The 22045-nt window shown below is 50.8% G+C and carries 24 protein-coding genes; 2 read left to right on the top strand and 22 right to left on the bottom strand.

Annotated features, from left to right (window positions below; translation table 11 throughout):
* Positions 1–6: 6 nt before the first annotated feature.
* From P304_RS0112390 to P304_RS0112295, 20 genes are all read right to left on the bottom strand, one after another.
* On the bottom strand, positions 7–777 hold the full coding sequence (locus P304_RS0112390) for a cephalosporin hydroxylase family protein (RefSeq protein ID WP_027390794.1): 771 nt from the start codon (positions 775–777) through the stop codon (positions 7–9).
* Entirely contained in the window at positions 774–1829 is a 1056-nt protein-coding gene (locus P304_RS0112385) for a class I SAM-dependent methyltransferase (protein ID WP_027390793.1), read from the bottom strand. Before P304_RS0112385 ends, P304_RS0112390 begins: the two co-directional genes overlap by 4 nt.
* Positions 1826–2680, bottom strand: a complete 855-nt coding sequence (locus P304_RS0112380) for an NAD-dependent epimerase/dehydratase family protein (RefSeq protein WP_027390792.1) — start codon at positions 2678–2680, stop codon at positions 1826–1828. Before P304_RS0112380 ends, P304_RS0112385 begins: the two co-directional genes overlap by 4 nt.
* The gene (locus tag P304_RS0112375) at positions 2677–3900 is read right to left on the bottom strand and encodes a class I SAM-dependent methyltransferase (protein WP_027390791.1); all 1224 of its coding nucleotides are present in this window, start codon (positions 3898–3900) and stop codon (positions 2677–2679) included. The genes P304_RS0112380 and P304_RS0112375 overlap by 4 nt, the downstream gene beginning before the upstream one ends.
* Positions 3897–4460, bottom strand: a complete 564-nt coding sequence (locus P304_RS0112370; RefSeq protein WP_027390790.1) for a dTDP-4-dehydrorhamnose 3,5-epimerase family protein — start codon at positions 4458–4460, stop codon at positions 3897–3899. The genes P304_RS0112375 and P304_RS0112370 overlap by 4 nt, the downstream gene beginning before the upstream one ends.
* Complete coding sequence (rfbG, locus tag P304_RS0112365; RefSeq protein WP_027390789.1) at positions 4457–5509, bottom strand: CDP-glucose 4,6-dehydratase; 1053 nt, start codon at positions 5507–5509, stop codon at positions 4457–4459. Before rfbG ends, P304_RS0112370 begins: the two co-directional genes overlap by 4 nt.
* A complete protein-coding gene (rfbF, locus tag P304_RS0112360) occupies positions 5506–6285 on the bottom strand; it encodes a glucose-1-phosphate cytidylyltransferase (protein WP_027390788.1) in 780 nt (259 codons plus the stop codon). The genes rfbG and rfbF overlap by 4 nt, the downstream gene beginning before the upstream one ends.
* Before the next feature lie 10 nt (positions 6286–6295).
* Positions 6296–7696 (bottom strand): adenosylhomocysteinase, encoded by a 1401-nt coding sequence (gene ahcY, locus P304_RS0112355; RefSeq protein WP_027390787.1) that lies wholly within the window; start codon positions 7694–7696, stop codon positions 6296–6298.
* 113 nt (positions 7697–7809) lie between these two features.
* Positions 7810–8967 (bottom strand): methionine adenosyltransferase, encoded by a 1158-nt coding sequence (gene metK / locus P304_RS0112350; RefSeq protein WP_027390786.1) that lies wholly within the window; start codon positions 8965–8967, stop codon positions 7810–7812.
* Positions 8968–8980: 13 nt separating this feature from the next.
* Positions 8981–9931: a GDP-L-fucose synthase gene (gene fcl, locus P304_RS0112345; protein WP_027390785.1), complete on the bottom strand. Its 951-nt coding sequence runs from the start codon at positions 9929–9931 to the stop codon at positions 8981–8983.
* A complete protein-coding gene (locus P304_RS0112340) occupies positions 9921–10355 on the bottom strand; it encodes a HepT-like ribonuclease domain-containing protein (protein WP_027390784.1) in 435 nt (144 codons plus the stop codon). The genes fcl and P304_RS0112340 overlap by 11 nt, the downstream gene beginning before the upstream one ends.
* Positions 10345–10638: a type VII toxin-antitoxin system MntA family adenylyltransferase antitoxin gene (gene mntA, locus P304_RS0112335; protein ID WP_027390783.1), complete on the bottom strand. Its 294-nt coding sequence runs from the start codon at positions 10636–10638 to the stop codon at positions 10345–10347. Before mntA ends, P304_RS0112340 begins: the two co-directional genes overlap by 11 nt.
* A gap of 3 nt (positions 10639–10641) precedes the next feature.
* On the bottom strand, positions 10642–11796 hold the full coding sequence (gene gmd, locus P304_RS0112330) for a GDP-mannose 4,6-dehydratase (RefSeq protein ID WP_027390782.1): 1155 nt from the start codon (positions 11794–11796) through the stop codon (positions 10642–10644).
* A gap of 177 nt (positions 11797–11973) precedes the next feature.
* Positions 11974–13659 carry a HepT-like ribonuclease domain-containing protein gene (locus P304_RS0112325; protein ID WP_084417713.1) on the bottom strand — a complete coding sequence of 562 codons (1686 nt, stop codon included), beginning with the start codon at positions 13657–13659 and terminating at the stop codon, positions 11974–11976.
* Positions 13652–13942 (bottom strand): nucleotidyltransferase family protein, encoded by a 291-nt coding sequence (locus P304_RS0112320; protein WP_027390780.1) that lies wholly within the window; start codon positions 13940–13942, stop codon positions 13652–13654. The genes P304_RS0112325 and P304_RS0112320 overlap by 8 nt, the downstream gene beginning before the upstream one ends.
* A 16-nt stretch (positions 13943–13958) precedes the next feature.
* Entirely contained in the window at positions 13959–15347 is a 1389-nt protein-coding gene (locus P304_RS0112315; protein ID WP_027390779.1) for a mannose-1-phosphate guanylyltransferase/mannose-6-phosphate isomerase, read from the bottom strand.
* A 13-nt stretch (positions 15348–15360) separates the two neighbouring features.
* Entirely contained in the window at positions 15361–16182 is an 822-nt protein-coding gene (locus tag P304_RS0112310) for a DNA ligase (protein ID WP_027390778.1), read from the bottom strand.
* Positions 16179–16520 (bottom strand): MarR family EPS-associated transcriptional regulator, encoded by a 342-nt coding sequence (locus P304_RS0112305; protein WP_027390777.1) that lies wholly within the window; start codon positions 16518–16520, stop codon positions 16179–16181. Before P304_RS0112305 ends, P304_RS0112310 begins: the two co-directional genes overlap by 4 nt.
* A gap of 338 nt (positions 16521–16858) precedes the next feature.
* Complete coding sequence (locus P304_RS0112300) at positions 16859–17743, bottom strand: carbon-nitrogen hydrolase (RefSeq protein ID WP_027390776.1); 885 nt, start codon at positions 17741–17743, stop codon at positions 16859–16861.
* Positions 17740–18774 (bottom strand): agmatine deiminase family protein, encoded by a 1035-nt coding sequence (locus tag P304_RS0112295; RefSeq protein ID WP_027390775.1) that lies wholly within the window; start codon positions 18772–18774, stop codon positions 17740–17742. The genes P304_RS0112300 and P304_RS0112295 overlap by 4 nt, the downstream gene beginning before the upstream one ends.
* A 110-nt stretch (positions 18775–18884) precedes the next feature.
* Here P304_RS0112295 and P304_RS0112290 point away from each other — a divergent pair, with 110 nt between their 5' ends.
* Positions 18885–20039 (top strand): class I SAM-dependent RNA methyltransferase, encoded by a 1155-nt coding sequence (locus P304_RS0112290; RefSeq protein WP_027390774.1) that lies wholly within the window; start codon positions 18885–18887, stop codon positions 20037–20039.
* Here the strand turns inward: P304_RS0112290 and aat are convergent.
* Positions 20028–20783 carry a leucyl/phenylalanyl-tRNA--protein transferase gene (aat, locus tag P304_RS0112285; RefSeq protein WP_027390773.1) on the bottom strand — a complete coding sequence of 252 codons (756 nt, stop codon included), beginning with the start codon at positions 20781–20783 and terminating at the stop codon, positions 20028–20030. The two genes, P304_RS0112290 and aat, sit on opposite strands and share 12 nt — an antisense overlap.
* Positions 20784–20822: 39 nt before the next feature.
* Between aat and P304_RS15555 the strand changes: the two genes are divergently transcribed.
* On the top strand, positions 20823–21512 hold the full coding sequence (locus P304_RS15555; RefSeq protein ID WP_051321670.1) for a metal-dependent hydrolase: 690 nt from the start codon (positions 20823–20825) through the stop codon (positions 21510–21512).
* Here P304_RS15555 and P304_RS0112275 read toward each other — a convergent pair.
* Positions 21454–21921: an acyl-CoA thioesterase gene (locus P304_RS0112275; RefSeq protein ID WP_027390772.1), complete on the bottom strand. Its 468-nt coding sequence runs from the start codon at positions 21919–21921 to the stop codon at positions 21454–21456. The two genes, P304_RS15555 and P304_RS0112275, sit on opposite strands and share 59 nt — an antisense overlap.
* Positions 21922–22045 lie beyond the last annotated feature (124 nt).

The following is a 22045-nucleotide window of genomic DNA, read 5'->3' as shown; positions in this document are numbered from 1 at the left end:
AGTTGCCTAATTCACCCGCCGCAAAAACCCATCAGGCGCAACAGTAATAAGCAGTTTATGTTGAATACTTTTGTCGATTTCAAATTCAGAATGGGTTTTTAAATATTCCCACACCGCAGTTTTAGGGTTATCGCCTGGTCCCCAAGGTCGGTCAGGGAACATGTCTGCTGGCATATCCTCAACGATGGTATCAAATATCACACAGTAACTACCAACACTGGTAAGTGGGGCGTAGGCTTTTAGCTCTGCCAGCACGTGTTCGTGGGTATGATTAGAATCGAGGCAAACCATTATGCGACTATAATCTTTAGCTACTTGATGCACCTGTTCGACGATATCAGGCGCAATGCTTGAACCTTGAATCATCTGAATGCGCGAAGCCATGGGGTGGGCTTCAATGGCGGCGCGGTTGTGAGCACGGATATCAATATCAATCCCAAGCACTTTCCGTTGGGATATTCTTGCATCAATCATTGCACCAGACTCAATCGCATCACACATATCGAGCAAAGCAAGCATAGATGCACTCATAACCAGCGAGCCACCGTGAGCAATACCGGTTTCTATAATGAGATCGGGTTTAATTTCCCAGATAAGTTCTTGCATAGCGACCATATCTTGTGGGTACTGAATAATTGGGCGGCCAAGTGATGAGAAATTATAGGAATACTTTGGGATAAGCGATTCATACACAAACTGCTGGGCAGCCTCTATGAGCTTTTGGTTGCTTGCATTGGCCCTTATACGGACTTTTGTCTCTTGGTTAAATTCGTTCATTGATCCACTCCTAAATATTTGAATTTATGATTTGACATAGTCTTAATTTCCTCAAGGTAGTTCGAGTTCATGACATAAATCGGTGTTCCTATAGGCAAATTTCTTAGCGCTCTTTCAGGGGACTGAACTAAAAGTCCTGTTCCAGGTAAAAACATTCCCTGTTTTGCAGGGTTGACGTCGATAACACAATCTACAGGTTCGCCTATGCGCTCCCGTAAGAGCGAGAATATGACGCCTTTTGATGCACCGCCCCAAATGCAGGTTGGATAATTTTTTTTATCTTGCTCTTTCGGAAATAGATGAGAAAGAAAATCGAGCGGAAAATCAACCGCATTAGATGGCTCAAATACTGGGGCACGCAATGTTGATAGGTCTGCAATTACATAAATATATTGCTCGCCGAACAATCGGCCACTATCGATTATTTTTTCGAAAAATCTGTCAAAATCTGCCAGGCGAAAATAGTTAACATGCTCATAAAAGATATCGAACCATGCCCGTTTTTTACATATCCAGTCAAAGCAAGGCACTTCTATATAAATCAAACCTTGCTCTCTATTGGCCTGCCGCAGCTGAAAAAGAAATTCGATGGGGTTAGGGATGTGTTCTAAGACATGCCGCAACACTAAACCCTTTGCAGGGGTTTTAGTGGTTTCAGGTTCAAAATATTTTTTTACCACACGTGGGTTAGAGCCATCGTACGTGGTATCGAACCCGATAATATCGGCACCCCTTTGAAGTAGCATTTCAAGAAAAAAGCCTTTGCCACATCCTACTTCTATGAGGTTCTCCTTTCCCAGAAACGTTTCGATAAGCTCAGCCACTTGATTCAAATGATCGCGGAAGCGCTGACTCACCCCTTGTTCGTTATTGTAATTTGAATCATAGGTGATCAATTCTGGTTTAAATAAGGTGTTATAAATCAATCCCGTCTGTTGGTTTTCGATAATTTCAATGTCGCCTTTGGGGCAATCCTGAGCTTGAGCTGCAGAATCATAAACGCGGTTCTGCAAAACTGGAAAATGGTATTGTTGATATAGTACTCTGCTCATAAATTGCTTTCTCCAGGCAAGTGTGTAGGTGGCACTCCAAGCACGCATGGCGGATCAAACTGATTATCTGGCCGTGTGCCAAAATGAAGTAAATGTTTTAACCCATACTTATCGGCTATCTGCTCCGCAAGTTGCCTGACCGTAATTGGAACACCAGAGCAGATATTAACAGGACCAATTTGATCGCTAAACACAGCGTGAGTTATTTTTTTTCCTGCTTCAGTTACATCAAGAAAATCACGAATTTGTTTACCACTGGTCAGCTTTGCCGGTTCTTTATTTTGGAATTGTTTATGCAAGTACGGTACAAGCCTACGCTCGTTTTCACCTTCACCGTAGAGGTAAAAAAGGCGACACCAAATGAAATCTATCGGTTGGGTTAGCGACCATTGGGATAAACTGAGAAAGAGCGCCGCTTTTGATGCAGCATAAGGTGTTAACGGCTTGAGAGGAGTTTCTACAGACAAGACCCCACCGGAGAGATCATACTCAAAGCATGTCCCAATACCTGCTAGGCGTCTAACGCCCACCTCAGCAGCACCAAGGGCAAGATTCAGAGAGCCAGCAAGGCAAGTTACGTTTTGTGTCGAATGCAGATACTCTCCTGGCTCAACATACCACGCTGCATGAATAATGACGTCAACACCCTGGCATTGTCTGACCCACCAAGAGCGATCCTCACTAAAAATGTCTTGAGAAATTACGATTTTTTCTACTTTTGGAAAATTTTTAACTAGGTTTTCTTTTCCAGTGCGCACAACAGGTACTAGAGTAACATCAAGTTCACTAAGGGCACGCATTATCTGTCGCCCCACAAAGCCAGTGGCACCTGTAACCAGTACCCGTGTCATAGAATCGCCAACTGAGGAATAGCGGTCACGAATCGTACGCCTTGCTTTTTCAGCGTTGAATTTTGTTGTAAAATCTCTTCCGCTATGTTCCATGGCAATATAAGAACATAGTCTGGGTTAGCGGAATAAAGTTTGTCTGGGGGAAGGATTGGTATGTGGCTACCTGGCATGAATTTCCCTTGCTTAGCGGGCGCAGCATCGCAAACTAAAGGTAACAAGTCCGGCTTAACGCCAGCATAGTTTAGTAGTGTGTTACCCTTAGCTGCGGCACCGTAGGCAATAACCTTTTTCCCCTTAAGCTTCTGTTCCAATAGAAAGCTTAATAAATCATTCTTAATTCTATCGGCACGTGGTTGAAACTCTGCATAGGTTTGTAGGCGTTGAAGGCCGTGATCTTTTTCTCTTTGGAGTAATTCAGCAACCGAAGGTTGGTCTGCCCGAGGGTCATTGATGTGGCAGCCATATACCCGCAGACTACCACCGTGTGTAGTTAATTCTTCGACTTTCCAGATTCGTAGTCCTGCGAATGTGAAGATACGGTGAACGGTGTAGAGGGAGAGGTAGGAAAAGTGCTCGTGATAGATGGTGTCGAACTGGGTGTATTCAAGAAGGCGCATGAGGTGGGGGAATTCCAATGTAATTGTTCCATTGGGTTTAAGGGCGGCTTTGAGGCCTCGTGTAAAGTCATTAATATCTGGCACGTGGGCGTAAACGTTGTTTGCGGCAATAAGATCGGCTTGTTTGCCTTGAGTGGTTAAATCTTTACCAAGAGATTCGCTAAAAAATTCGCGCAAAACGGGTATACCGTGTTGCTCTGCCGCATCGGCGGTGCTGTCGGTTGGCTCAATTCCAAGGCAGGGGATGCCTGCTACAAGAAAATTGCGGAGCAAGTAGCCGTCGTTTGATGCGATTTCGATAACGTGGCTTTCGCTGTTAAGCTTTAAGTCTTTGGTAATTGCGTCAGCATATTGCTTAGCGTGTGCCAACCAGCTTGATGAGGTGCTTGAAAAGTAGGCATATTCTGAAGTGAAAAGCACATCTGCTTTTGCATAATCTTCCGTTTGTACCAACCAGCATTGCTCGCAAACTTTTACTTTAAGTGGGTAGTAGGTTTCTGGTCGGTTCAAATCACTTTTCGTTAGGTATGCATTCGATGGTGGCGCAAAACCAAGATCAAGAAAGGTCTGAATAAGCGGTGTTCCGCAGTGGCGACAGTTCATAATATTTCAACCCCCAAGAATGTATCGGTTAACATGGTGTGGTTACTGTCCCGTTCTGAGCGTTCTACTATAGGCAGTGGCCATGGTATTGCTAGGTAAGGGTCTATTGCATTGAGTGCCCCTTCTGCACTGGAACAATAATCCGCTGTGTGAAAATAAAGTAATTCGCAATCAGGGGCAAGGGTCTGAAATCCATGTGCAAACCCTTCGGGTATAAGCAGGCTCTGAAAGTTATCTTCTGACAATGTCACCGCATGGTATTGCAGAAAAGTTGGTGAATGCTTTCGTAAATCAACCGCTACATCCCATACTTTTCCTTTAACACAAGTGACTATTTTGGTTTCTGCATGGGGCGGATACTGGAAGTGTAAGCCGCGCACAGTGCCCGTTTTTCGGGTTAATGTATGATTGATCTGACGAATGCCTTTATGCTTCAAAGGTTCGCCAAGCGTTTCTTGGCAATAGAGTCGCTCTAAAAAGCCACGGTCGTCGCCAAGTGGTTTTCGCTCAACAATATGGAGCCCTTCAATGGTAGTGTGGTGAACGGTAAGGCGACTCATGCAGTAACATACTCTTCGATTTGTTGAATAGAAAATTCCGCCATTTGCTCGCCGCGTTTCCATGCTTGATGCCAGTCTAGGGTATTCCAGAGAGCAGTTTCTAATGACCAGCGCGGTTTCCATCCAAGTCGAGCTTTTGCTTTTGCGCTGTCAAGCTTGAGCAACCCCGCTTCATGGGGTTGTGGCAAGCCTTCAATTTCCCACTTCGCATTTGGAATTTTCTCACAGAGTTGTTCAACAATCCAGGCGACTGGTTTGGCATCTGATTCTTCGGGGCCGAAATTCCATGAATCAGCAAATTCAGAGCCTTTTGCGACTAATTTTTCTGCTAGGGAAAGGTATCCTGATAGTGGCTCTAATACGTGCTGCCAAGGACGAATCGCATGGGGCGAACGAATGCGCAATGTGACGCCTGCATCCAGTGCACGCAGAAAATCAGGGATAAGGCGATCTTTGGCCCAATCGCCGCCACCTATAACATTGCCAGCACGAACGCTTGCAATATGTATATTGGCATGAGCAAGAAATGATTTTCGATACGCTGCTGCTACAAGTTCGGCACAGGCTTTACTTGATGAATACGGGTCGTGCCCACCTAATCGATCATTTTCTCGATACGGCCAATCCCACTCCTGATTTTCGTAGCACTTGTCGGTTGTAATGTTTACAATTGCTTCCACGCTGCTGGTTTGACGAACTGCTTCAAGCAGGTTTGCTGTCCCCATAACATTTGTTGCGAAGGTTTCAATGGGTATGTTGTAGGATTCCCTTACCAGTGGCTGTGCTGCCATATGGATGACTACCGAAGGTTTTGCGGTTTTCATTGCTTCCGTTATGCTTGATAAATCACGTATGTCATTGATTATTGAGCAGTGAAGTCGCTCTTCTAGGCGCGTTTCGGTGAAAAAGCTAGGCGTGGTCGGGGGTGCCAGTGCATAGCCATGAACTTTAGCGCCCATATGGGAAAGCCAGAGTGCTATCCAGCCACCTTTAAAGCCAGTGTGTCCAGTAAGAAATACGGTTCGGTTCTGCCAGAAGTTTGGATTCATCCCCATACCTTCCACGGAGCATTGCCGCTTTGCCACATTTCCTCCAGTTGCACTTTATCGCGCAGAGTGTCCATTGGCTGCCAGAAACCATCGTGTTTGTAGGCACTCAATTGTCCCTCTTTGGCAAGATTTTCAAGCGGGTCGCGTTCAAAAATAGTTTGGTCGCCTTTGGTGATGTATTGGAATACTTCTGGTTGGCAGACAAAAAATCCGCCGTTTATCCAAGATCCATCTCCTCTGGGTTTCTCCTGGAATGCTTGAACTTTATCCTCTTCTGAAAGTGCTAACGCGCCGAAGCGGCCACTGGGTTGCACAGCGGTAAGGGTTGCGTAGGTTTGTTGCTTTTTGTGAAAATCAATAAGTGCTTGTATATTGATGTCGGATACGCCATCGCCGTACGTGAGTAAGAATGGCTCATTGCCGACGTATTCCTGTGCCCGTTTTACACGGCCACCGGTCATGGTTTCTGCTCCGGTGTCGACAAGCGTAATGCGCCACGGTTCGGCGCTATGCTTATGGATAACGCGCTCGTTGCCATTTCGGAAATCAATCGTGATATCAGAACGGTGCAAGAAGTAGTGAGCAAAGTATTCCTTAATATAGTAGCCTTTATACCCGAGCAGAATAACAAAGTCGTTTATGCCATGATGTGAGTAGATTTTCATGATATGCCATAATATGGGCTGGCCACCAATTTGAATCATGGGTTTAGGGCGGATATCGGTTTCTTCGCTCAAGCGTGTGCCAAATCCACCGGCAAGGATAAGTGCTTTCATGTGTACCTCATTAATATCGGTACGATTCTGGTTTAAACGGCCCTTCGATGGCTACGCCTAGGTATTTGGCCTGGTTGGGGGTCATTTGGGTGATGACACCGCCAAAGCCTTCTACCATATAGCGGGCGACTTCTTCGTCAAGTTGTTTTGGGAGTACTTGCAGGGTGATGGCGTGTGGTTTTTGTTCTGGTGCGAGTGTGGCAAATTGTGTTTGGTACAGGTGGATTTGTGCGAGTACTTGGTTGGCGAATGATCCGTCCATAATGCGGCTGGGGTGGCCGGTGGCGTTGCCTAGATTTACGAGTCTTCCTTCGGAGAGGAGGAGGAGGTAGTTGGTGCTGGCGGGATTTGGGGTTTGTCCTGCGGGAGTGTCGCGGTAGACTTTGTGGACTTGCGGTTTGACTTCTTCCCATGCCCAGTTTTGGCGCATGTAGGCGGTGTCGATTTCGTTGTCGAAATGGCCGATGTTGCAGACGACGGCGCCGTTTTTGAGTTGGTTAAGCATATGGGCGTCGCAGACGTTCAGGTTGCCGGTGGTGGTGACGACAAGGTCGACTTTGGAGAGGAGATTGGCGTCGATGCTGGCTGCGGTGCCGGTGTTGATGCCGTTTTTGTAGGGGGATACGACTTCGTATCCGTCCATGCAGGCTTGCATGGCGCAGATGGGGTCGATTTCGGTGACTTTTACGATCATCCCTTCTTGGCGTAGGCTGGCGGCTGAGCCTTTGCCGACGTCTCCGTAGCCTATTACAAGGGCTTGCTTGCCGGAGAGGAGGTGGTCGGTGGCTCGTTTTATGGCATCGTTTAGGCTGTGGCGGCAGCCGTATTTGTTGTCATTTTTGCTTTTGGTTACGCTGTCGTTCACGTTGATGGCGGGGATTTTCAGGGTTCCTTGTTGAAGCATTTCGAGTAGGCGGTGGACACCGGTGGTGGTTTCTTCGGACACGCCGTGGATGTTGGCGAGCAGATGTGGGTATTTGTCATGCATCAGGGCAGTTAGGTCGCCGCCGTCGTCAAGAAGCATATTGGGCTGCCAGTTGTTGTTGGGGGTGTTGATGGTTTGTTCAATGCACCACCAGTATTCTTCTTCGGTTTCCCCTTTCCAGGCGAACACAGGGATGCCAGCTTCGGCGATGGCGGCGGCGGCGTGGTCTTGGGTAGAGAAGATGTTACACGAGCTCCAGCGGACGGTAGCGCCGAGGGCGATGAGGGTTTCGATGAGCACGGCGGTTTGGATGGTCATGTGGATGCAGCCGATAATGTGGGCACCTTTGAGGGGTTGTGCGGCGCGGTATTTTTCGCGGATGGTCATGAGGGCTGGCATTTCGGTTTCGGCGATGCGGATTTCGCGGCGGCCGTAGGCTGCGAGGGTGATGTCGGATACTTTGTAATCTTGGATGAGTGTTGTCATGTGAGTCCTTTGATAATTTTGAATGTCAAATTGCTGAAAGGGGTCAAGATCTCTCACTACGTTCGAGATGACGGGTAGTGCGTGTTCGAGATGACGGGAGCTTGTGTGTTTGACTACTTCGCGTCGTTTTTTAGCATTTCTGCTTTGTCGGTTTTTTCCCATGGTAGATCGATGTCGTTACGGCCGAAGTGGCCGTAAGCGGCGGTTTGTTGGTAGATGGGTTTGAGGAGGCCGAGCATGTTGATGAGTCCTTTAGGGCGGAGGTCGAAGTGTCTGGCGATCAAGGCTTCGATTTTGTCGTCGCTGATGGTGCCGGTGCCGAAGGTGTTGACGGCGATGTTGGTGGGTTCGGCGACGCCGATGGCGTAGGAGATTTGGATTTCGCATTTTTCGGCGAGTCCGGCGGCGACGATGTTTTTGGCGACGTAGCGTCCGGCGTAGGCGGCTGAGCGGTCGACTTTTGATGCGTCTTTGCCGGAGAAGGCTCCTCCGCCGTGGCGGGCGTATCCACCGTAGGTGTCGACGATGATTTTACGTCCGGTGAGGCCGCAGTCGCCTACGGGGCCGCCGATGACGAAGTTGCCGGTGGGGTTGATGTGGTATTTGGTTCCTTTATGGAGCCATTCGGTGGGGAGTACGGGTTTGATGATTTCTTCCATTACGGCTTCCCACAGGTCTTGAGTGGCGATATGGGGGTCGTGTTGGGTGGAGAGGACGATGGCGTCTATGGCAATGGGGCGGTCGTTTTCGTAGCGTAGGGTGACTTGGCTTTTGGCGTCGGGGCGGAGCCAAGGGAGGATTTTCTTTTTGCGCATGTCGCTTTGGCGCTTGACAAGGCGGTGTGCGAGTGTGATGGGGGCGGGCATGAGGACGTCGGTTTCGTTGGTGGCGTAGCCGAACATGAGTCCTTGGTCGCCAGCGCCTTGTTCGTGGTTTTCGGCTTCGTTGACGCCCATAGCAATGTCGGGGGATTGTTTGCCGATGGCGGTCAGTACGCTGCAAGTGTGGCCGTCGAAACCGAGGTTGCTGTTGTCGTAGCCAATTTTTGTGACGACGTCGCGGACGATGGCTTCGGCGTCGATCCATGCGCTGGTGGTGATTTCGCCGGCGAGCATGACGAGGCCGGTTTTGACGAGGGTTTCGCAGGCGACGCGAGCTTTGGGGTCTTCGGCGAGGATGGCATCAAGGATGGCGTCGGAGATTTGGTCGGCCATTTTGTCTGGGTGGCCTTCGGATACGGATTCGGATGTGAAGGTGGTAAGGCGAGTCATTAAGGCTCCTTTGTTAATTTTTCTCTAAATATGCTTGGTATGCTTTTTTGATTCCTTCTTCAAGCGGCGTGGTGGCTTGCCAGCCAAGTTTAGCAAGTCGGCTTACGTTCATGAGTTTGCGGGGGGTGCCGTCTGGTTTGGCGGTGTCCCATTCTATGGTGCCGTGGTATCCGATGACTGCGGCGATGGTGTGGGTGAGTTCTTTGATGGTGATGTCGGTGCCGCTGCCTACGTTGATGTGTGAGCACATGGGCTGGGTGTGCTGGGCGTATATTTCAGGGTCTAGGTTCATGACGTGGATGGAGGCTTCGGCCATGTCGTCGGCGTAGAGGAATTCGCGTTTTGGTGTGCCGGTGCCCCATGCTTGGATGGCTGGGGTGTTGTTGATTTTTGCTTCATGAAAACGGCGAATGAGGGCGGGGATGACGTGGCTGTTTTCTGGATGATAGTTGTCGCCGGGGCCGTAGAGGTTGGTGGGCATAACGGAGCGGTAGTCGCGTCCGTATTGGCGGTTGTAGCTTTCGCAGAGTTTAATGCCAGCGATTTTGGCGATGGCGTAGGGTTCGTTGGTAGCTTCGAGGTGGCCGGTAAGAAGGTGTTCTTCTTGCATCGGCTGTGGGGCGTGTTTGGGGTAAATGCAGCTTGAGCCGAGGAAGAGGAGTTTTTGTACGCCGTTTTGGTGGGCGGCGTGGATGATGTTGGTTTGTATCATCAGGTTTTGGTAGATGAATTCGGCAGGGTAAGTGTTATTTGCATGGATGCCACCGACTTTAGCGGCGGCGAGGTAGACTTGGTCGATGCGGTGTTGTTGAAAAAACTGGTTGACGGCGGCTTGGTCGGTAAGGTCAAGCTGGCTTTTGGTGGTGGTTATAATGTGGTTGCTGGGGTTTTGGCGGAGTTGCCGTTCGAGCGCACTGCCGACCATCCCTTGGTGTCCGGCAATGTAGATGGTTTTATTTTCCATTTTGTAGTTCCTGTAGGCTTTGCACCAGGAAACCGATATGTTGATTTTCTAGTATGAGGAGATGAATAAGTTGCTTTTTTTGCAGCGGTTCATAGTGGTGTATTATCGTGGATATTTCTTGTTTAAATCCTTCTAAAAAGGTTTGGATTATTCCCCATACTTCATGTTCGTCTATTGCAAAGTAAGCATGAATGAGTACGTTGCGAAAGTCTACTATATCGCGATGTGTTTCGTCGAGTATGCCCAGTTTGATAAGGTTTTTCGTGCTTTCGCCGATTATTTCGAATTCTCTGATGGTAGCGTCCCATGTTTTGCAGTCATTTTTTAAACTCTCTGCATCTGCAAAATCGCTGACATAGTGCTGAATTTTTACGATTGCGATGTATACGTCAAATAGAAATAGGTCGGCATTTCTACTCGACATGTATCATCTCTTTTTCTACTTGTTGGCGGATAACGGTTCGCATGGTGTCGAGATACCCCATATCTACTTTTTTATTCAACAGCTTTTCAAGATAATGGATGGCTTTTAAGCGGGAAAAGTAGTCTTTCTTTTGTGTTTGAAGGATGGCGATATCTATATCACTGTCTTCCTGTGCTTGATTACGTGCATAGCTACCGAAGAGAGCGATTTTTTCGATGCCGAAGTTCGCTTGAAGTTCTTTTTGAGCGTGTCGTAGTGTTTGTAATAGTTGTTGTTGTGTCATTGATTACTCGTAATAACTCATAGTTTTGTAGCCGCCTTCCTTGAGATAGACGTCTTTGGTCATGAGTTTTAGGTCGCTTTGCATCATGTCGTCAACGAGGTTTTGCAGGTTGAATTCCCGTTTCCAGCCGAGTTTTTGTTCAGCTTTGGTGGGGTCGCCGAGCAGGAGGTCGACTTCGGTGGGGCGGAAGTATTTAGCATCTACTTCGACTACTGTCGAACCGATGCAATTTTGAATATTTAATGGTGAATTTTGAATGAGGGAGCGGTATCGATTTTCGTCAATGCTGGCGATGATTCCTTTTTCATTTACCCCTGTGCCTTCAAATCGAAGTGTGATACCAGCATAAGCAAAACTCATTTTTACAAAATCTCTTACGGTGGTTGTCTGCCCGGTAGCGATAACCCAGTCTTCGGCGGTGTGGTGTTGCAGGATCATCCACATCATTTTGACGTAGTCTTTGGCGTGTCCCCAGTCCCGTTTCGCGTCGAGGTTGCCAAGGTAGAGCTTATCTTGTAATCCGAGGGCTATTTTCGATGCGGCGCGGGTAATTTTGCGGGTAACAAAGGTTTCGCCGCGCACGGGGCTTTCGTGGTTAAAGAGGATGCCGTTGCAGGCAAACATGTTATATGCTTCGCGGTAGTTGACGGTGATCCAGTAGGCGTACATTTTGGCGACGGCGTAGGGGGAGCGGGGGTAGAATGGGGTGGTTTCGCTTTGTGGGGTTTCTTGGACTTTGCCGTAGAGTTCGGAGGTTGAGGCTTGGTAGATTTTGGTTTTTTGGGTGAGGCCGAGGAGTTTGACGGCTTCCAGGATCCGTAGGGTGCCAGTGCCGTCCGCGTTGGCGACGTATTCGGGGGTTTCGAAGCTGACGTGAACGTGGCTCATGGCGGCGAGGTTGTAGATTTCGTCGGGCTGGGTTTCTTGGATGATCCGCGTGAGATTCATGGAGTCGGTCATGTCGCCGTAGTGGAGGATGAAGTTGCGGTTTTCCACGTGTGGGTCTTGGTAGAGGTGGTCGATGCGGTCGGTGTTAAAAAGCGATGTGCGGCGTTTGATGCCGTGGACGATGTATCCTTTTTTGAGGAGGAATTCGGCGAGGTATGATCCGTCTTGGCCGGTGATTCCGGTGATGAGGGCGACTTTTTGTTGGGTCATGTGGGGATCCTTTGTTAATTTTGAATGAAAGGCAAAAAACCACGGAAGAAAGGCCGAAAGAGGCTGAGATCTCTCACTGCGTTCGAGATGACAGGAAGTGTGCTTAGTCGTGTCGTTTGTTGTTTCGAGCGAAGCGAGAAATCTGCGGGTAATGGCATGGACTCAGCTAACCTGGACTTACTCCGTTTTAATCAGCGCCTCAATTTCCCGCACCTTGTCCCACACTAACGCCTGATTGCCACGACTCTCCACATTCAATCGCAAAAGTGGCTCGGTGTTGGAGGCACGTAGATTCATACGCCAGTTTGCAAACTCTAGGCTAATGCCATCGGTACGGTTGATGGTTGGGTTCTGGCTGCTGAAATGAGCAAGAATTCGCTCCAGTACGGTGGGGATATCCTGCACGGTGTAGTTGATTTCACCGCTGCAGGGATATGCGGCCATCCGCGTGGCGACGAGTTGGGAAAGCCGCTTGTCTTTATCGCTCATAAGTTGGGTGATTAAAAGCCACGGTATCATTCCCGAATCGCAGTAGGCAAAGGTTTTAAAGTAATGATGAGCCGACATTTCGCCGCCATACACGGCGTCTTCGAGCCGCATTCGTTCTTTGATGAAAGCGTGTCCGGTTTTGCTTTGCACTGGAACGCCACCAGCTTGTGCCACTTGCTCAATCGTATTCCATGTCAGGCGTGGATCGTGGATGATTTTGGCTCCGGGGTGTGATGCGAGGAGTGTTTCGGCTAGCAGGCCAACGAGGTAGTATCCTTCGATAAACGCTCCGGTTTCGTCGAACAAGAAGCAGCGGTCAAAATCGCCATCCCATGCTATGCCAAAGTCGGCGTTATGGGTTACAACTGCTTCGGCGGTGGCGGCACGGTTTTCGGGGAGTAGCGGGTTGGGTACGCCGTGAGGGAAGTTGCCGTCGGGTGTATCGTGAATGGGAATGATGGTAAATGGCAAATGGGTGGCGAGTTGATGGATCAGAGCCCCTGCGGAGCCGTTGCCGGGGTTCATCACAATGCGTAGTGGTTTGAGTTTGGAGCGGTCGACGTAGGTCAAAAGGTGAGCAATGTAGGCCGATTTATCGGTTTTGAGATGTGCTGCACCTTTGGCGATTACTGGGAGGAAATCACCCGCCTGTACTCGCGCCTTAATGGCCAGCAGTCCGCTATCGTTGGAAATCGGACGCGATCCGGCGGCGACAAGCTTCATGCCGTTGTACCCTTTGGGGTTATGGCTGGCGGTAATCATAATGCCACCATCGACCTGGTAGTGCGTGGTGGCGAAGTAGACCTCTTCGGTGCCGCACAGGCCAATATCGATTACATCTGCGCCACTATCGGTCAGTCCGGCGGTGAGGCTTTGCGCCAGCGCTGGGCTTTCGAGCCGGATGTCATAGCCGACAACGACACGCTTCGCACCGAGTTCAGCCACAACGGCGCGACCAATGGCATAGGCAAGGTCGGTATTCAGTTCATCGGGTACTTTGCCGCGAATGTCATAGGCTTTGAAGCAGGAGAGAGGCGAGGTGAGGATGATTTTTTCTATTTGGTTTTTCAGCTCTGGGAGTTCCAAGTTTGTTAAATCCCAGACGATTTCGGGATCAACACCAAAGTACTCATGAACTATCATATTGCGAAAGTCCTTTACCATGCGCCAGGGGTAGTTAGGCGCTTGTGCCTCCAGCTGAGATATGAGCTTGGAGATAGCTTCGCCAATAACAGTATATTCACGGAGTGTGGCGCTGTATGTTTTGCGGTCTGTCTCAAAACTTTGCAGTGTCATGCCATGAACAAACTCCTGTATCGCTTTAGTCGACTCTAGAATATCCTGTCGGTAGAGTTCTAGGCTTCGCTTAGACATAAATTACTTCTTTTTCGATAGACTTTTTTACCATTGGCTTGAGTGACCCCTCAATACCAAGATCAACGGAGCGTCCAAGCTGTTCCTCTAAGTAATACTTGAGTGAAAAGAAACTTCGGAATTTGTTTTTGCTTTGTATCTCGACAACGATATCAATGTCACTGGTATCGCCCTGCTCCTCTCTGGCAAAACTCCCAAAGAGACCGATTTTATTCACACCAAAAGTGTTTTTTAAATGGCTTTTCTGCTGTACAAGGAAATTAATAACTTCTTGCCGTTTCATAAAAACAACTCCTTGTTTACCGCTTATATTCATCCACTATTCTCACAATATCATCTTCGCCCGTATATTCCCCGACCTGCACTTCAACCATGACAAGGTCAATTTTCCCTTGGTTTTCAAGGCGGTGCACTTCGCCCATCTGGATGTAGGTTGATTCGTTCGGGCGCACCAGAAAGGTTCGCTCGCCGACAGTTACGGTGGCCGTGCCGCTGACAATGATCCAGTGTTCATTACGGTGAAAATGTTTCTGCAAAGAAAGTTTTGCTCCCGGTTTCACCACAATCCGCTTCACCTTATATTGTTCCGAAGCAACCAGCACTTCATACGTTCCCCACGGACGATGCGCCAAGCGATGGATTTCGGTGAGCTCTGGGTGCTGTTCTTTCAGGGCATTGACCACCTGCTTCACTTCCTGCGAACTCCCCTTACGGGCGATCAGTAGGGCGTCGCTGGTATCAACGACTAAAAGATCTTCAACATCAATCAAAGCCACCTGACGGTTTCCCGTCACCACAAGATTATTTTGCGATCCAATGCAGAGTGGTTGCGGCGCGTGGCACTCACCGGCGAGCACGGCGTTGGCATTGTTTGGCTTTTTTGTCTCTTCATAGAGGGCGTCAAAGCTCCCAAGGTCAGACCAGCCTATGGAGCATGGAACGACGGCAACTTCGATGGATTGTTCCATCACGGCATAGTCGATGCTTTGTGACGGGATATTTTGCATGGCATCGAGCGGTATGCGGGTTTCGTTGTGATCTGTCTGAGCGGCACCATACGCTGCAAGCGAAGCGTGATAAATTTCCGGAGCGTGTTTTTCGAGCTCTGTCAGAAACACTCCAGCCTGAAAGCAGAACATGCCACTGTTCCAGTAAAAATTCCCTTGCTCGAGGTATTGCGTGGCGGTAGCCAGATCAGGTTTTTCTTTGAATGAAAGTACCCGCTCGCCATCTGCTTCGATGTAGCCAAAGCCAGTTTCGGGGTAGGTGGGCTGAATGCCAAAAGTAACCAGCTTACCAGTTTGCGCCAGCCGGGTTGCCTGTTTCACTGCTTTTGTGTAGGCCACTTCGTCTTTAATGCAGTGATCTGAGGGGGTGACAAGGACGATAGTTTCCGGTGCCAGCGCCAAACAGGCGAGTGCAATGGCGGGGGCGGTGTTGCGGCCAATTGGTTCGAGCAGGAATCTTGCTTTTGTGGAACCAGTTTCGAGTATCTGGTCAACGGCCAAAAAGTATTGATCAATATTGGAAATAACAAAGAAATCATCGCAGACAGCTTGATTGCGCAGAACCGTTTGCTGAAAGAGCGATTGACCGCCGAAGATTTTTACGAATTGTTTGGGGAGCATGGTGCGGCTGAGTGGCCATAAACGTGTGCCAGAGCCGCCGCAGAGAATGAGATTAATCATAAAAAAGCCTTCCTTATTCCCGCACACGCCAGAACGTCGCAAAACGGGGTTTTCCGGTATTGGTATAGCCACGATATTTGAATGTCACCAGCGTGCCAATTGCTGGCGGGTTTTTCCGCTCTGCGTCGGTTAGGCCCGAACCAAGGGCGAGCTCGTTGCCGTCGGCAAGTCGGACAACCAGTGCTCCGGTCATGCCTATGTATTTCCCTTTGCCGGGGCGATAGCCAATCACTACCCCTTCGGCATCGGAATATGATTTGACTTTTAAGAGCGCGTCACTGCGTCCTGCATGATACGCTGAGCGCGGGGCGCGGAGCATCAGCCCTTCGGCACCTTTCGCTTCAAAAATCCGCAATGTCTGGCGCAGGTGGGTGGCGCTGGTGCAGAGAGTGTGTTCTACAATGCGCACCTGCGACGGTTGCGGCACGCGGTACCACGCTTGCAGTGCAGCTATGCGCTCTTCGAACGGTGCATCGATATTGGGAGCGTCAAAAATCAGGTACGAAATCTTTTGCCAGCTTTCATCGGAGCTATCGCGTCGGACAATCTGGTTCGTCTGTTCAAAGGCGTTGCGACCGGCCCACAGTTCGCCATCCGTCGCAAAGGGTGGGAGTTGCCGACGCAGTGTGTCGGGAATATTGATACGGTTGCCTTGACGGCTCCACATCCGCTCCCCATCCCAATAGCCACGCACTCCGTCGAATTTTTCGCTCATCCACCAGCCGGTAGGGTTGATGTTGGGCTGCCAAGCTTTAGCAAGCATTAGCTCGCGGGGGGCGGCATAGAGGGTGGAGATACAAAGCAAAACAAGCAGCAGTGCCGTAAAGATTCTCATGTGTCGTCACGCTCAGGGGAAACTTCGCGGCGCAGCAGTTCAATTTCCTGCTGGAGCCGTTCGTATTCGTCGATTTTCATTTGCAGATAGAGTTTTCCCATGCGGTATTTCGCTTTGAGCCCTTCGGGGGTTAGAAGATATTTGTAGACACGCTTGTCGTCATTCTCACAGAAGTTGCGCAGTTCGACAAACCCTTTTTCTACTAGAGCTTTCATGACGTAATTCACTTTGCCAAGGCTGCAGTCCATTGCCTTCGCAAGGCGGCGCTGGCTCAGTTCCCCTTGCTGAAGTTCGAGCTGGCGTAGAATTTGATATTCATTATGAAGGTCGCTGTTCATGTGTGTGGGATCCTTTAGAAAAGGCGATGCTATTTTTTTCATCGAAGCAAACGAAGTGGAGAAAAATCTGATAACCAATGCCTGTTATTGAACGTCATTTCGAACGAGCGCAGCGAGGAGAAATCTGAGATCTCTCACTGCGTTCGAGATGACGGGTGGATACTGCAATGACTCATGGCTTTTCGTGGACAGGGCAATTTCGCGGACACATATCCTCAGTAGGCACGCTTCCGCCTTTTTGTTTGGCGTGGGGCGAAACAAAAACCGTTCATGCGCTGAACGGTTTGTATTCAATTTAGATTGATGACGTCAAGCAAAAAAAATGCCACAAAAAAGTTTTAGTCGCGATAGCGGCGCGTCAGGTCGCCAAATGCGTCAATGCGTCGGTCGCGCAGAAAAGGCCAGATGCGGCGCACTTTTTCGCAGCGAGCCATATCGATATCGACGACAAACGCCCCTTCGCTCTGGTCATCGCCATGCCACAGGAATTCCCCTTGCGGTCCGCAGGCGAAGCTATTGCCCCAGAACTGAATGCCACCACAGGGATTGGCGGGGTCGCTTTCAAAGCCAATGCGGTTGATGCTGAGTACGGGAATCCCATTGGCAATGGCATGCGCGCGCTGAGCGGTAATCCACGCGTCGCATTGCCGTTTTTGCTCGTCGGGAGTGTCGGCGGGATCCCAGCCGATGGCAGTGGGGTAGATTAACAGGTCAGCTCCAGCAAGTGCCATCAGACGCGCCGCTTCGGGATACCACTGATCCCAACAGACCAATACGCCCAGCGTACCAACCGAAGTGCGAATCGGGGTGAAGCCGAGATCCCCCGGCGTAAAGTAGAATTTTTCGTAAAAGCCGGGGTCGTCAGGAATGTGCATTTTGCGGTACTTTCCGGCAATCGTGCCGTCACTTTCCAGCACGACAGCCGTATTATGATAGAGCCCAGCGGCACGTCGTTCAAAAAGCGACGTGACAATGACAACGTTTAGTTCTTTTGCCAGTGCGCCAAAGTAATCGGTCGAAGGGCCGGGAATTGGCTCGGCCAGATCAAACTGGTTGGCATCTTCTTGCTGGCAGAAATAGAGCGAGGTGTGCAGCTCTTGCAAAAGCACCAGCTTGGCTCCCTGAGCGGCGGCCTGTCGTATCAGCTGCGTGGTTTTTTCGAGAGTAGCCGTGCGATCAGCGGAACAGCTTTGTTGAATCAGGGCAGTGCGAAGGAGAGTCATGCCAGAACTCCTGAGGGGATTTGCATGGTGACGCAGTGAAGCGACCCGTGTTGTTTGATAAGTGGGCGACAGTCAATGCCGATGACGGTACGATCGGGAAAAATGCTCCCAATGGCTTCTAAAGCCTGACGGTCATTTGCAGGGTCGCTATAGGTTGGCACAAGGACGGCCTGATTGATGACTAAATAATTGGCATACGTGGCAGGAAGTCGCGCGCCGTCTTCGTCAAACTGTGCTTTGGGCCACGGGAGTGGCACGAGTTGATAGGGTGTGCCGTCCGCACTCAGGAGCGTGTGCAGTTCCTTTTCCATAGCACCGAGTGCCTGAAAATGGGGATCAAATGGATCGCTGCACTGCACGTACGCGATGGTGTTGTTTGGACACAAGCGCGCGAGAGTGTCGACATGCGCGTCAGTGTCATCCCCTTCCAGATACCCGTGATGCAGCCATAACACGGTGTGAGCGCCGAGCAGTTCGCGCAGGGCAATATCAATATCACGACGGCTCAGGTGCGGATTGCGGTTTTCCTCCAGGAGACAGTTGGCAGTCACCAGCAATGTGCCGCGCCCGTCACTTTCGACACTTCCCCCTTCGAAGACCATGCCGACTGTTTCCAGTGGCGTATGGCCAAACGCACGCTGTTGGTGCAATCGACGGGTCGCCAGATTATCGTAGCAGGCGGCAAATTTCATCCCCCAGCCGTTAAAGGTGAAATCGAGCAGTTTGGGAACCCCTTTTTCCATGACCGTGAGTGGGCCGTAGTCACGTGTCCAGGTATCGTTGGTTGGCAAGCCAACAAGGCGCAGTCGCTCAGCATCAATGCCTGCGGCCAACAAACGGGGGCGTAGAGCTTCCGGATCGGGGCAAAGAATCAGGACGATTTCTTGTGCGCTGATGTGTTTTGCCAGTGCAAAAAAGACCGACTCAACCTCATCGAGCATGGACGCCCAGTCCGAATCGGCATGTGGCCACGCCAGCAGAACGCCATCCTGAGGCTCCCATTCGGCGGGGAAACGACGTGAATTCGGCATGAAATCTCCTTTAAAGTGCATTCTTGTATTCGGCAAAGGGGAACGTTATCTTCGCGTTTGACGTCAACGCTTCCGCCGTTTACGATGCGCGCGGCACCACAGGAGGAAGCATGTCCACTATCGCTCTGGAAATCATCAAATATGCACCACCGGGTCACGGTATGGGATACCACGATGGTCGTGCGGTTTTCGTCCCCGGAACCTGTCCCGGAGACCGGATTCTAGCACGCATTACGCTGGGAAAAAAGCGCTACGCGCAGGCCGAAATGGTCGAACTACAAGAGGCGGGAGCGCAGCGACGCTCCGAGCCGTGCCAGCATGCCCGTGAATGTGGTGGCTGCACACTTTTGCATCTCGCATATCCCGACCAACTGGCGCTGAAAGACGCCATGCTGCGCGAAGTATGCGCTGGCCAGAAAGTGGTGGTCGATGCGTTCCTGCCGCTTGAGCCTTCGCCGCAGGTCACGGGGTATCGTCACCGCGCTCACATTCGCATGGAAAAGAGCGCGTGGGGCTTTCGTCGTCGTGGCTCGCATGATGTGGTGGCAACACCACATTGTCTGGTGGTCAGCGATGGCATTAAAGATGCGGCAACGAGGTATGCCCAGCAGGCGCAGCAAGCAACGGCGGTGCAATTTCTCCAATCACTCTCCGATAGCGTGGTGGCCGGGTGCCGTATCCCTGACGGTGGAAAACCGCGTCCGCTCAACGGATTTGCCGCAGAAATTACCGAAGACTATGGGTATGGGCGATGTGTGTTGCGTGCCGATGGCTTTGCGCAATGCAATCCGGTGGTGGTACGCCGCATGGCTCACGATGTGGCGCAGGCCATACCATTGGCGGCCAACGTAACGGAACTCTATTGCGGCTCCGGTACATTTTCGCAGGCAATTCTTTCTCGGGCACAACGATTCTATGGCTATGAGTTAAGCGAATCCGCACTGGCGCTGGCGCGCCGGAACACCAGTCAGTTTCCGCACGCCAGTTTTTGCGCGACCAACCTCGAGCGGAGTCCGTGGGAAGGCAACGTCGATGTGATTGTCGTCGATCCGCCGCGAACTGGCCTTGCGCGTCGGGTGACGGAACAGATCCTCGCTTCGCGTGCGACACAACTCTGCTATGTCAGTTGTAATCCCGCTACCTTGGCGCGTGATTTACACAACTTGGGTGAGGGGAAAAGAGGGTTCCGCGTGGCGTCGGTATGTGGGTACGATATGTATCCCCACACGACACATGTCGAAGTGCTGGCACGCTTAACGCGGTGAGGGAAGGGAAAAATACGCGGCGACGTCTGGCGCTGTGAGTGTCAGATCCCATCGGCCGCGTTGCATCGGGCCGGTGACGCTTGTGGCGACATGGTCAAGGAAGGTATCTCGCTCCACTGCTTCTGCTCCGAGCATCTGTAAGTGGGGAGTCAGTACTTGACAATCAATACAGGAAAAACCCCATCGCTGCACCAGACTGGCCAGTGCCGCAAAAGCGACTTTGGAAGCATTGGGCTGTAAGCTGAACATGGATTCGCCAAAAAAGCATTTCCCAATGGCCACGCCATATAAACCACCAAGGCACACACCGTTTTCGTAGACTTCGACACTGTGCGCATAGCCCAAGCGGTGCAGCCAGCCATATGCCGCACGGAATTCCGGCGCGATCCACGTTCCGTGCTCGTGCTCGCGCTTTACCAGCGCGCATTGCAAAATGGCGGCATCGAAATTACGATCAAATGATATTTCCCACGCCGAGCGACGTAAAAGCTTGAGCACCGAGCGGGGCGGGCGGTATCCTGTCAACCAGACAACTCCACGGGGGTTGGGCGAATACCAGTGCACCAGGCCATCTTCGATAAACCACGGAAAAATACCGTGGCGATAGGCTTCCAGCAGCCGACTCGCGCCAAGATCGCCCCCCACGCAGAGCGGTGCCATGTCGCCAGCGTGCCGCGGGTCGGGAAAGCTCAGCGAATCTTTCGCAAGCAGATAAATTGGTGGTTGCTGGTGGACAAGGATCATGAGCCTTCCGTATACAAAGTTTTCGTAAGAGGGGAATCTATGGCGTTATTTACTACACACCTGAGCGTTGCCGCAACTATTGCTGGAAGCGGCGCGGCATTCTTAGCGGCTCACGGCATGGTTTCTCCGTTGCAGGGTGGCCTCCTGCTGACAATCGGGACATTTGGCGGCGTCTTGCCTGATATCGATTCCGACAGTTCGCTCCCCGCCCGTGGCATTATCACCTGCCTGGCCTTGGCTGTTGGGTACATCCTCGCCCTCTCCTTTGTCACAACAATTCCGGCGTGGGCGCTGCCACCACTCTTCTTGCTGCTCTTTTTTGGTGTCCGCAAAGGGATTGAGTTTGCGTTTCGCAAGACTACGGTGCACCGTGGGATTTGGCACAGTATCCCGGCGGCTGTCGCTTTGGCGGGCACGGCAGTGTGGTTTGCGCTGGCACTTCCAGGCAGTGATCGCCTTTTCGCGTGGTGGTCTGGCATCTTTCTGGGGCTGGGATATCTGACCCATTTGCTGCTCGACGAGATTTCGGCGGTGAATTATGCGGGGTTGCGGTTCAAGCGCTCCTTCGGCTCTGCGTTAAAACTCTGGGGAGCCGAGTGGCAGGGAACACTGCTCTGTTACGCGCTGCTGGTCGGATTGTGGTTGTTTTTACCGCCGATTCCCGATGTGTTTACGGCTCCATTTGCAGCGCTTCAAATGCCTTTCCCACTTCCTTGGAGCGGCGGATAATTTCCATTTCGCGGGCACTTTGTTCGGTTTCCGGAAACGGGTCGACGGGCAGAGGCGTGTTTTCTTCTGAGAGTTTAACAAACGTAAAATAGGCAAAGCAGGCGAGTTTTTCTTCGCCGGTCAGCGGGTTTTGCGTCATCCCCTGCGCTTTAATTTCAATGCTCGTCCGGCCAGTTCCTACAACGTTCGCCACAATGCGGAAGGTATCGCCCAGCAACACTGGCGCGGTGAATTTGAAATTGTTGATGGAGATCAGCAGTATCTTATTGCGCGCGTATTTGGTAGCGACAATTGACGCGGTTTTTGCCATCTGTTTGGCGATTTTACCGCCGAACAGTGTGCCATGATGGTTCAGATCTTCGGGAAAAATAAAGTCGATACTCTCGGCGCGCATTCGGTCAAGGGGCATCTCGTCCTCCATTGTCATCTTTTGTCATATTGCAAACAATCGCTCGTTTGTTATGCTGACAGTGTCACTGGCAGTTTCTTTGAAATTCCGTGCAACTATCGATTTAAGAGTAATTTACCATAAT

Source organism: Chrysiogenes arsenatis DSM 11915, assembly GCF_000469585.1.
Taxonomy (GTDB): Bacteria; Chrysiogenota; Chrysiogenetes; order Chrysiogenales; family Chrysiogenaceae; genus Chrysiogenes; species Chrysiogenes arsenatis.
The sequence above is the reverse complement of the archived record's forward strand: the minus strand, read 5'-3'. Positions and strand labels throughout refer to the sequence as shown.

Coding starts and splice junctions, on each gene's coding strand:
- P304_RS0112390 (WP_027390794.1), bottom strand. CDS start 777: ATGAACGAATTTAACCAAGAGACAAAAGTCCGTATAAGGGCCAATGCA.
- P304_RS0112385 (WP_027390793.1), bottom strand. CDS start 1,829: ATGAGCAGAGTACTATATCAACAATACCATTTTCCAGTTTTGCAGAAC.
- P304_RS0112380 (WP_027390792.1), bottom strand. CDS start 2,680: ATGACACGGGTACTGGTTACAGGTGCCACTGGCTTTGTGGGGCGACAG.
- P304_RS0112375 (WP_027390791.1), bottom strand. CDS start 3,900: ATGAACTGTCGCCACTGCGGAACACCGCTTATTCAGACCTTTCTTGAT.
- P304_RS0112370 (WP_027390790.1), bottom strand. CDS start 4,460: ATGAGTCGCCTTACCGTTCACCACACTACCATTGAAGGGCTCCATATT.
- rfbG (WP_027390789.1), bottom strand. CDS start 5,509: ATGAATCCAAACTTCTGGCAGAACCGAACCGTATTTCTTACTGGACAC.
- rfbF (WP_027390788.1), bottom strand. CDS start 6,285: ATGAAAGCACTTATCCTTGCCGGTGGATTTGGCACACGCTTGAGCGAA.
- ahcY (WP_027390787.1), bottom strand. CDS start 7,696: ATGACAACACTCATCCAAGATTACAAAGTATCCGACATCACCCTCGCA.
- metK (WP_027390786.1), bottom strand. CDS start 8,967: ATGACTCGCCTTACCACCTTCACATCCGAATCCGTATCCGAAGGCCAC.
- fcl (WP_027390785.1), bottom strand. CDS start 9,931: ATGGAAAATAAAACCATCTACATTGCCGGACACCAAGGGATGGTCGGC.
- P304_RS0112340 (WP_027390784.1), bottom strand. CDS start 10,355: ATGTCGAGTAGAAATGCCGACCTATTTCTATTTGACGTATACATCGCA.
- mntA (WP_027390783.1), bottom strand. CDS start 10,638: ATGACACAACAACAACTATTACAAACACTACGACACGCTCAAAAAGAA.
- gmd (WP_027390782.1), bottom strand. CDS start 11,796: ATGACCCAACAAAAAGTCGCCCTCATCACCGGAATCACCGGCCAAGAC.
- P304_RS0112325 (WP_084417713.1), bottom strand. CDS start 13,659: ATGTCTAAGCGAAGCCTAGAACTCTACCGACAGGATATTCTAGAGTCG.
- P304_RS0112320 (WP_027390780.1), bottom strand. CDS start 13,942: ATGAAACGGCAAGAAGTTATTAATTTCCTTGTACAGCAGAAAAGCCAT.
- P304_RS0112315 (WP_027390779.1), bottom strand. CDS start 15,347: ATGATTAATCTCATTCTCTGCGGCGGCTCTGGCACACGTTTATGGCCA.
- P304_RS0112310 (WP_027390778.1), bottom strand. CDS start 16,182: ATGAGAATCTTTACGGCACTGCTGCTTGTTTTGCTTTGTATCTCCACC.
- P304_RS0112305 (WP_027390777.1), bottom strand. CDS start 16,520: ATGAACAGCGACCTTCATAATGAATATCAAATTCTACGCCAGCTCGAA.
- P304_RS0112300 (WP_027390776.1), bottom strand. CDS start 17,743: ATGACTCTCCTTCGCACTGCCCTGATTCAACAAAGCTGTTCCGCTGAT.
- P304_RS0112295 (WP_027390775.1), bottom strand. CDS start 18,774: ATGCCGAATTCACGTCGTTTCCCCGCCGAATGGGAGCCTCAGGATGGC.
- P304_RS0112290 (WP_027390774.1), top strand. CDS start 18,885: ATGTCCACTATCGCTCTGGAAATCATCAAATATGCACCACCGGGTCAC.
- aat (WP_027390773.1), bottom strand. CDS start 20,783: ATGATCCTTGTCCACCAGCAACCACCAATTTATCTGCTTGCGAAAGAT.
- P304_RS15555 (WP_051321670.1), top strand. CDS start 20,823: ATGGCGTTATTTACTACACACCTGAGCGTTGCCGCAACTATTGCTGGA.
- P304_RS0112275 (WP_027390772.1), bottom strand. CDS start 21,921: ATGCCCCTTGACCGAATGCGCGCCGAGAGTATCGACTTTATTTTTCCC.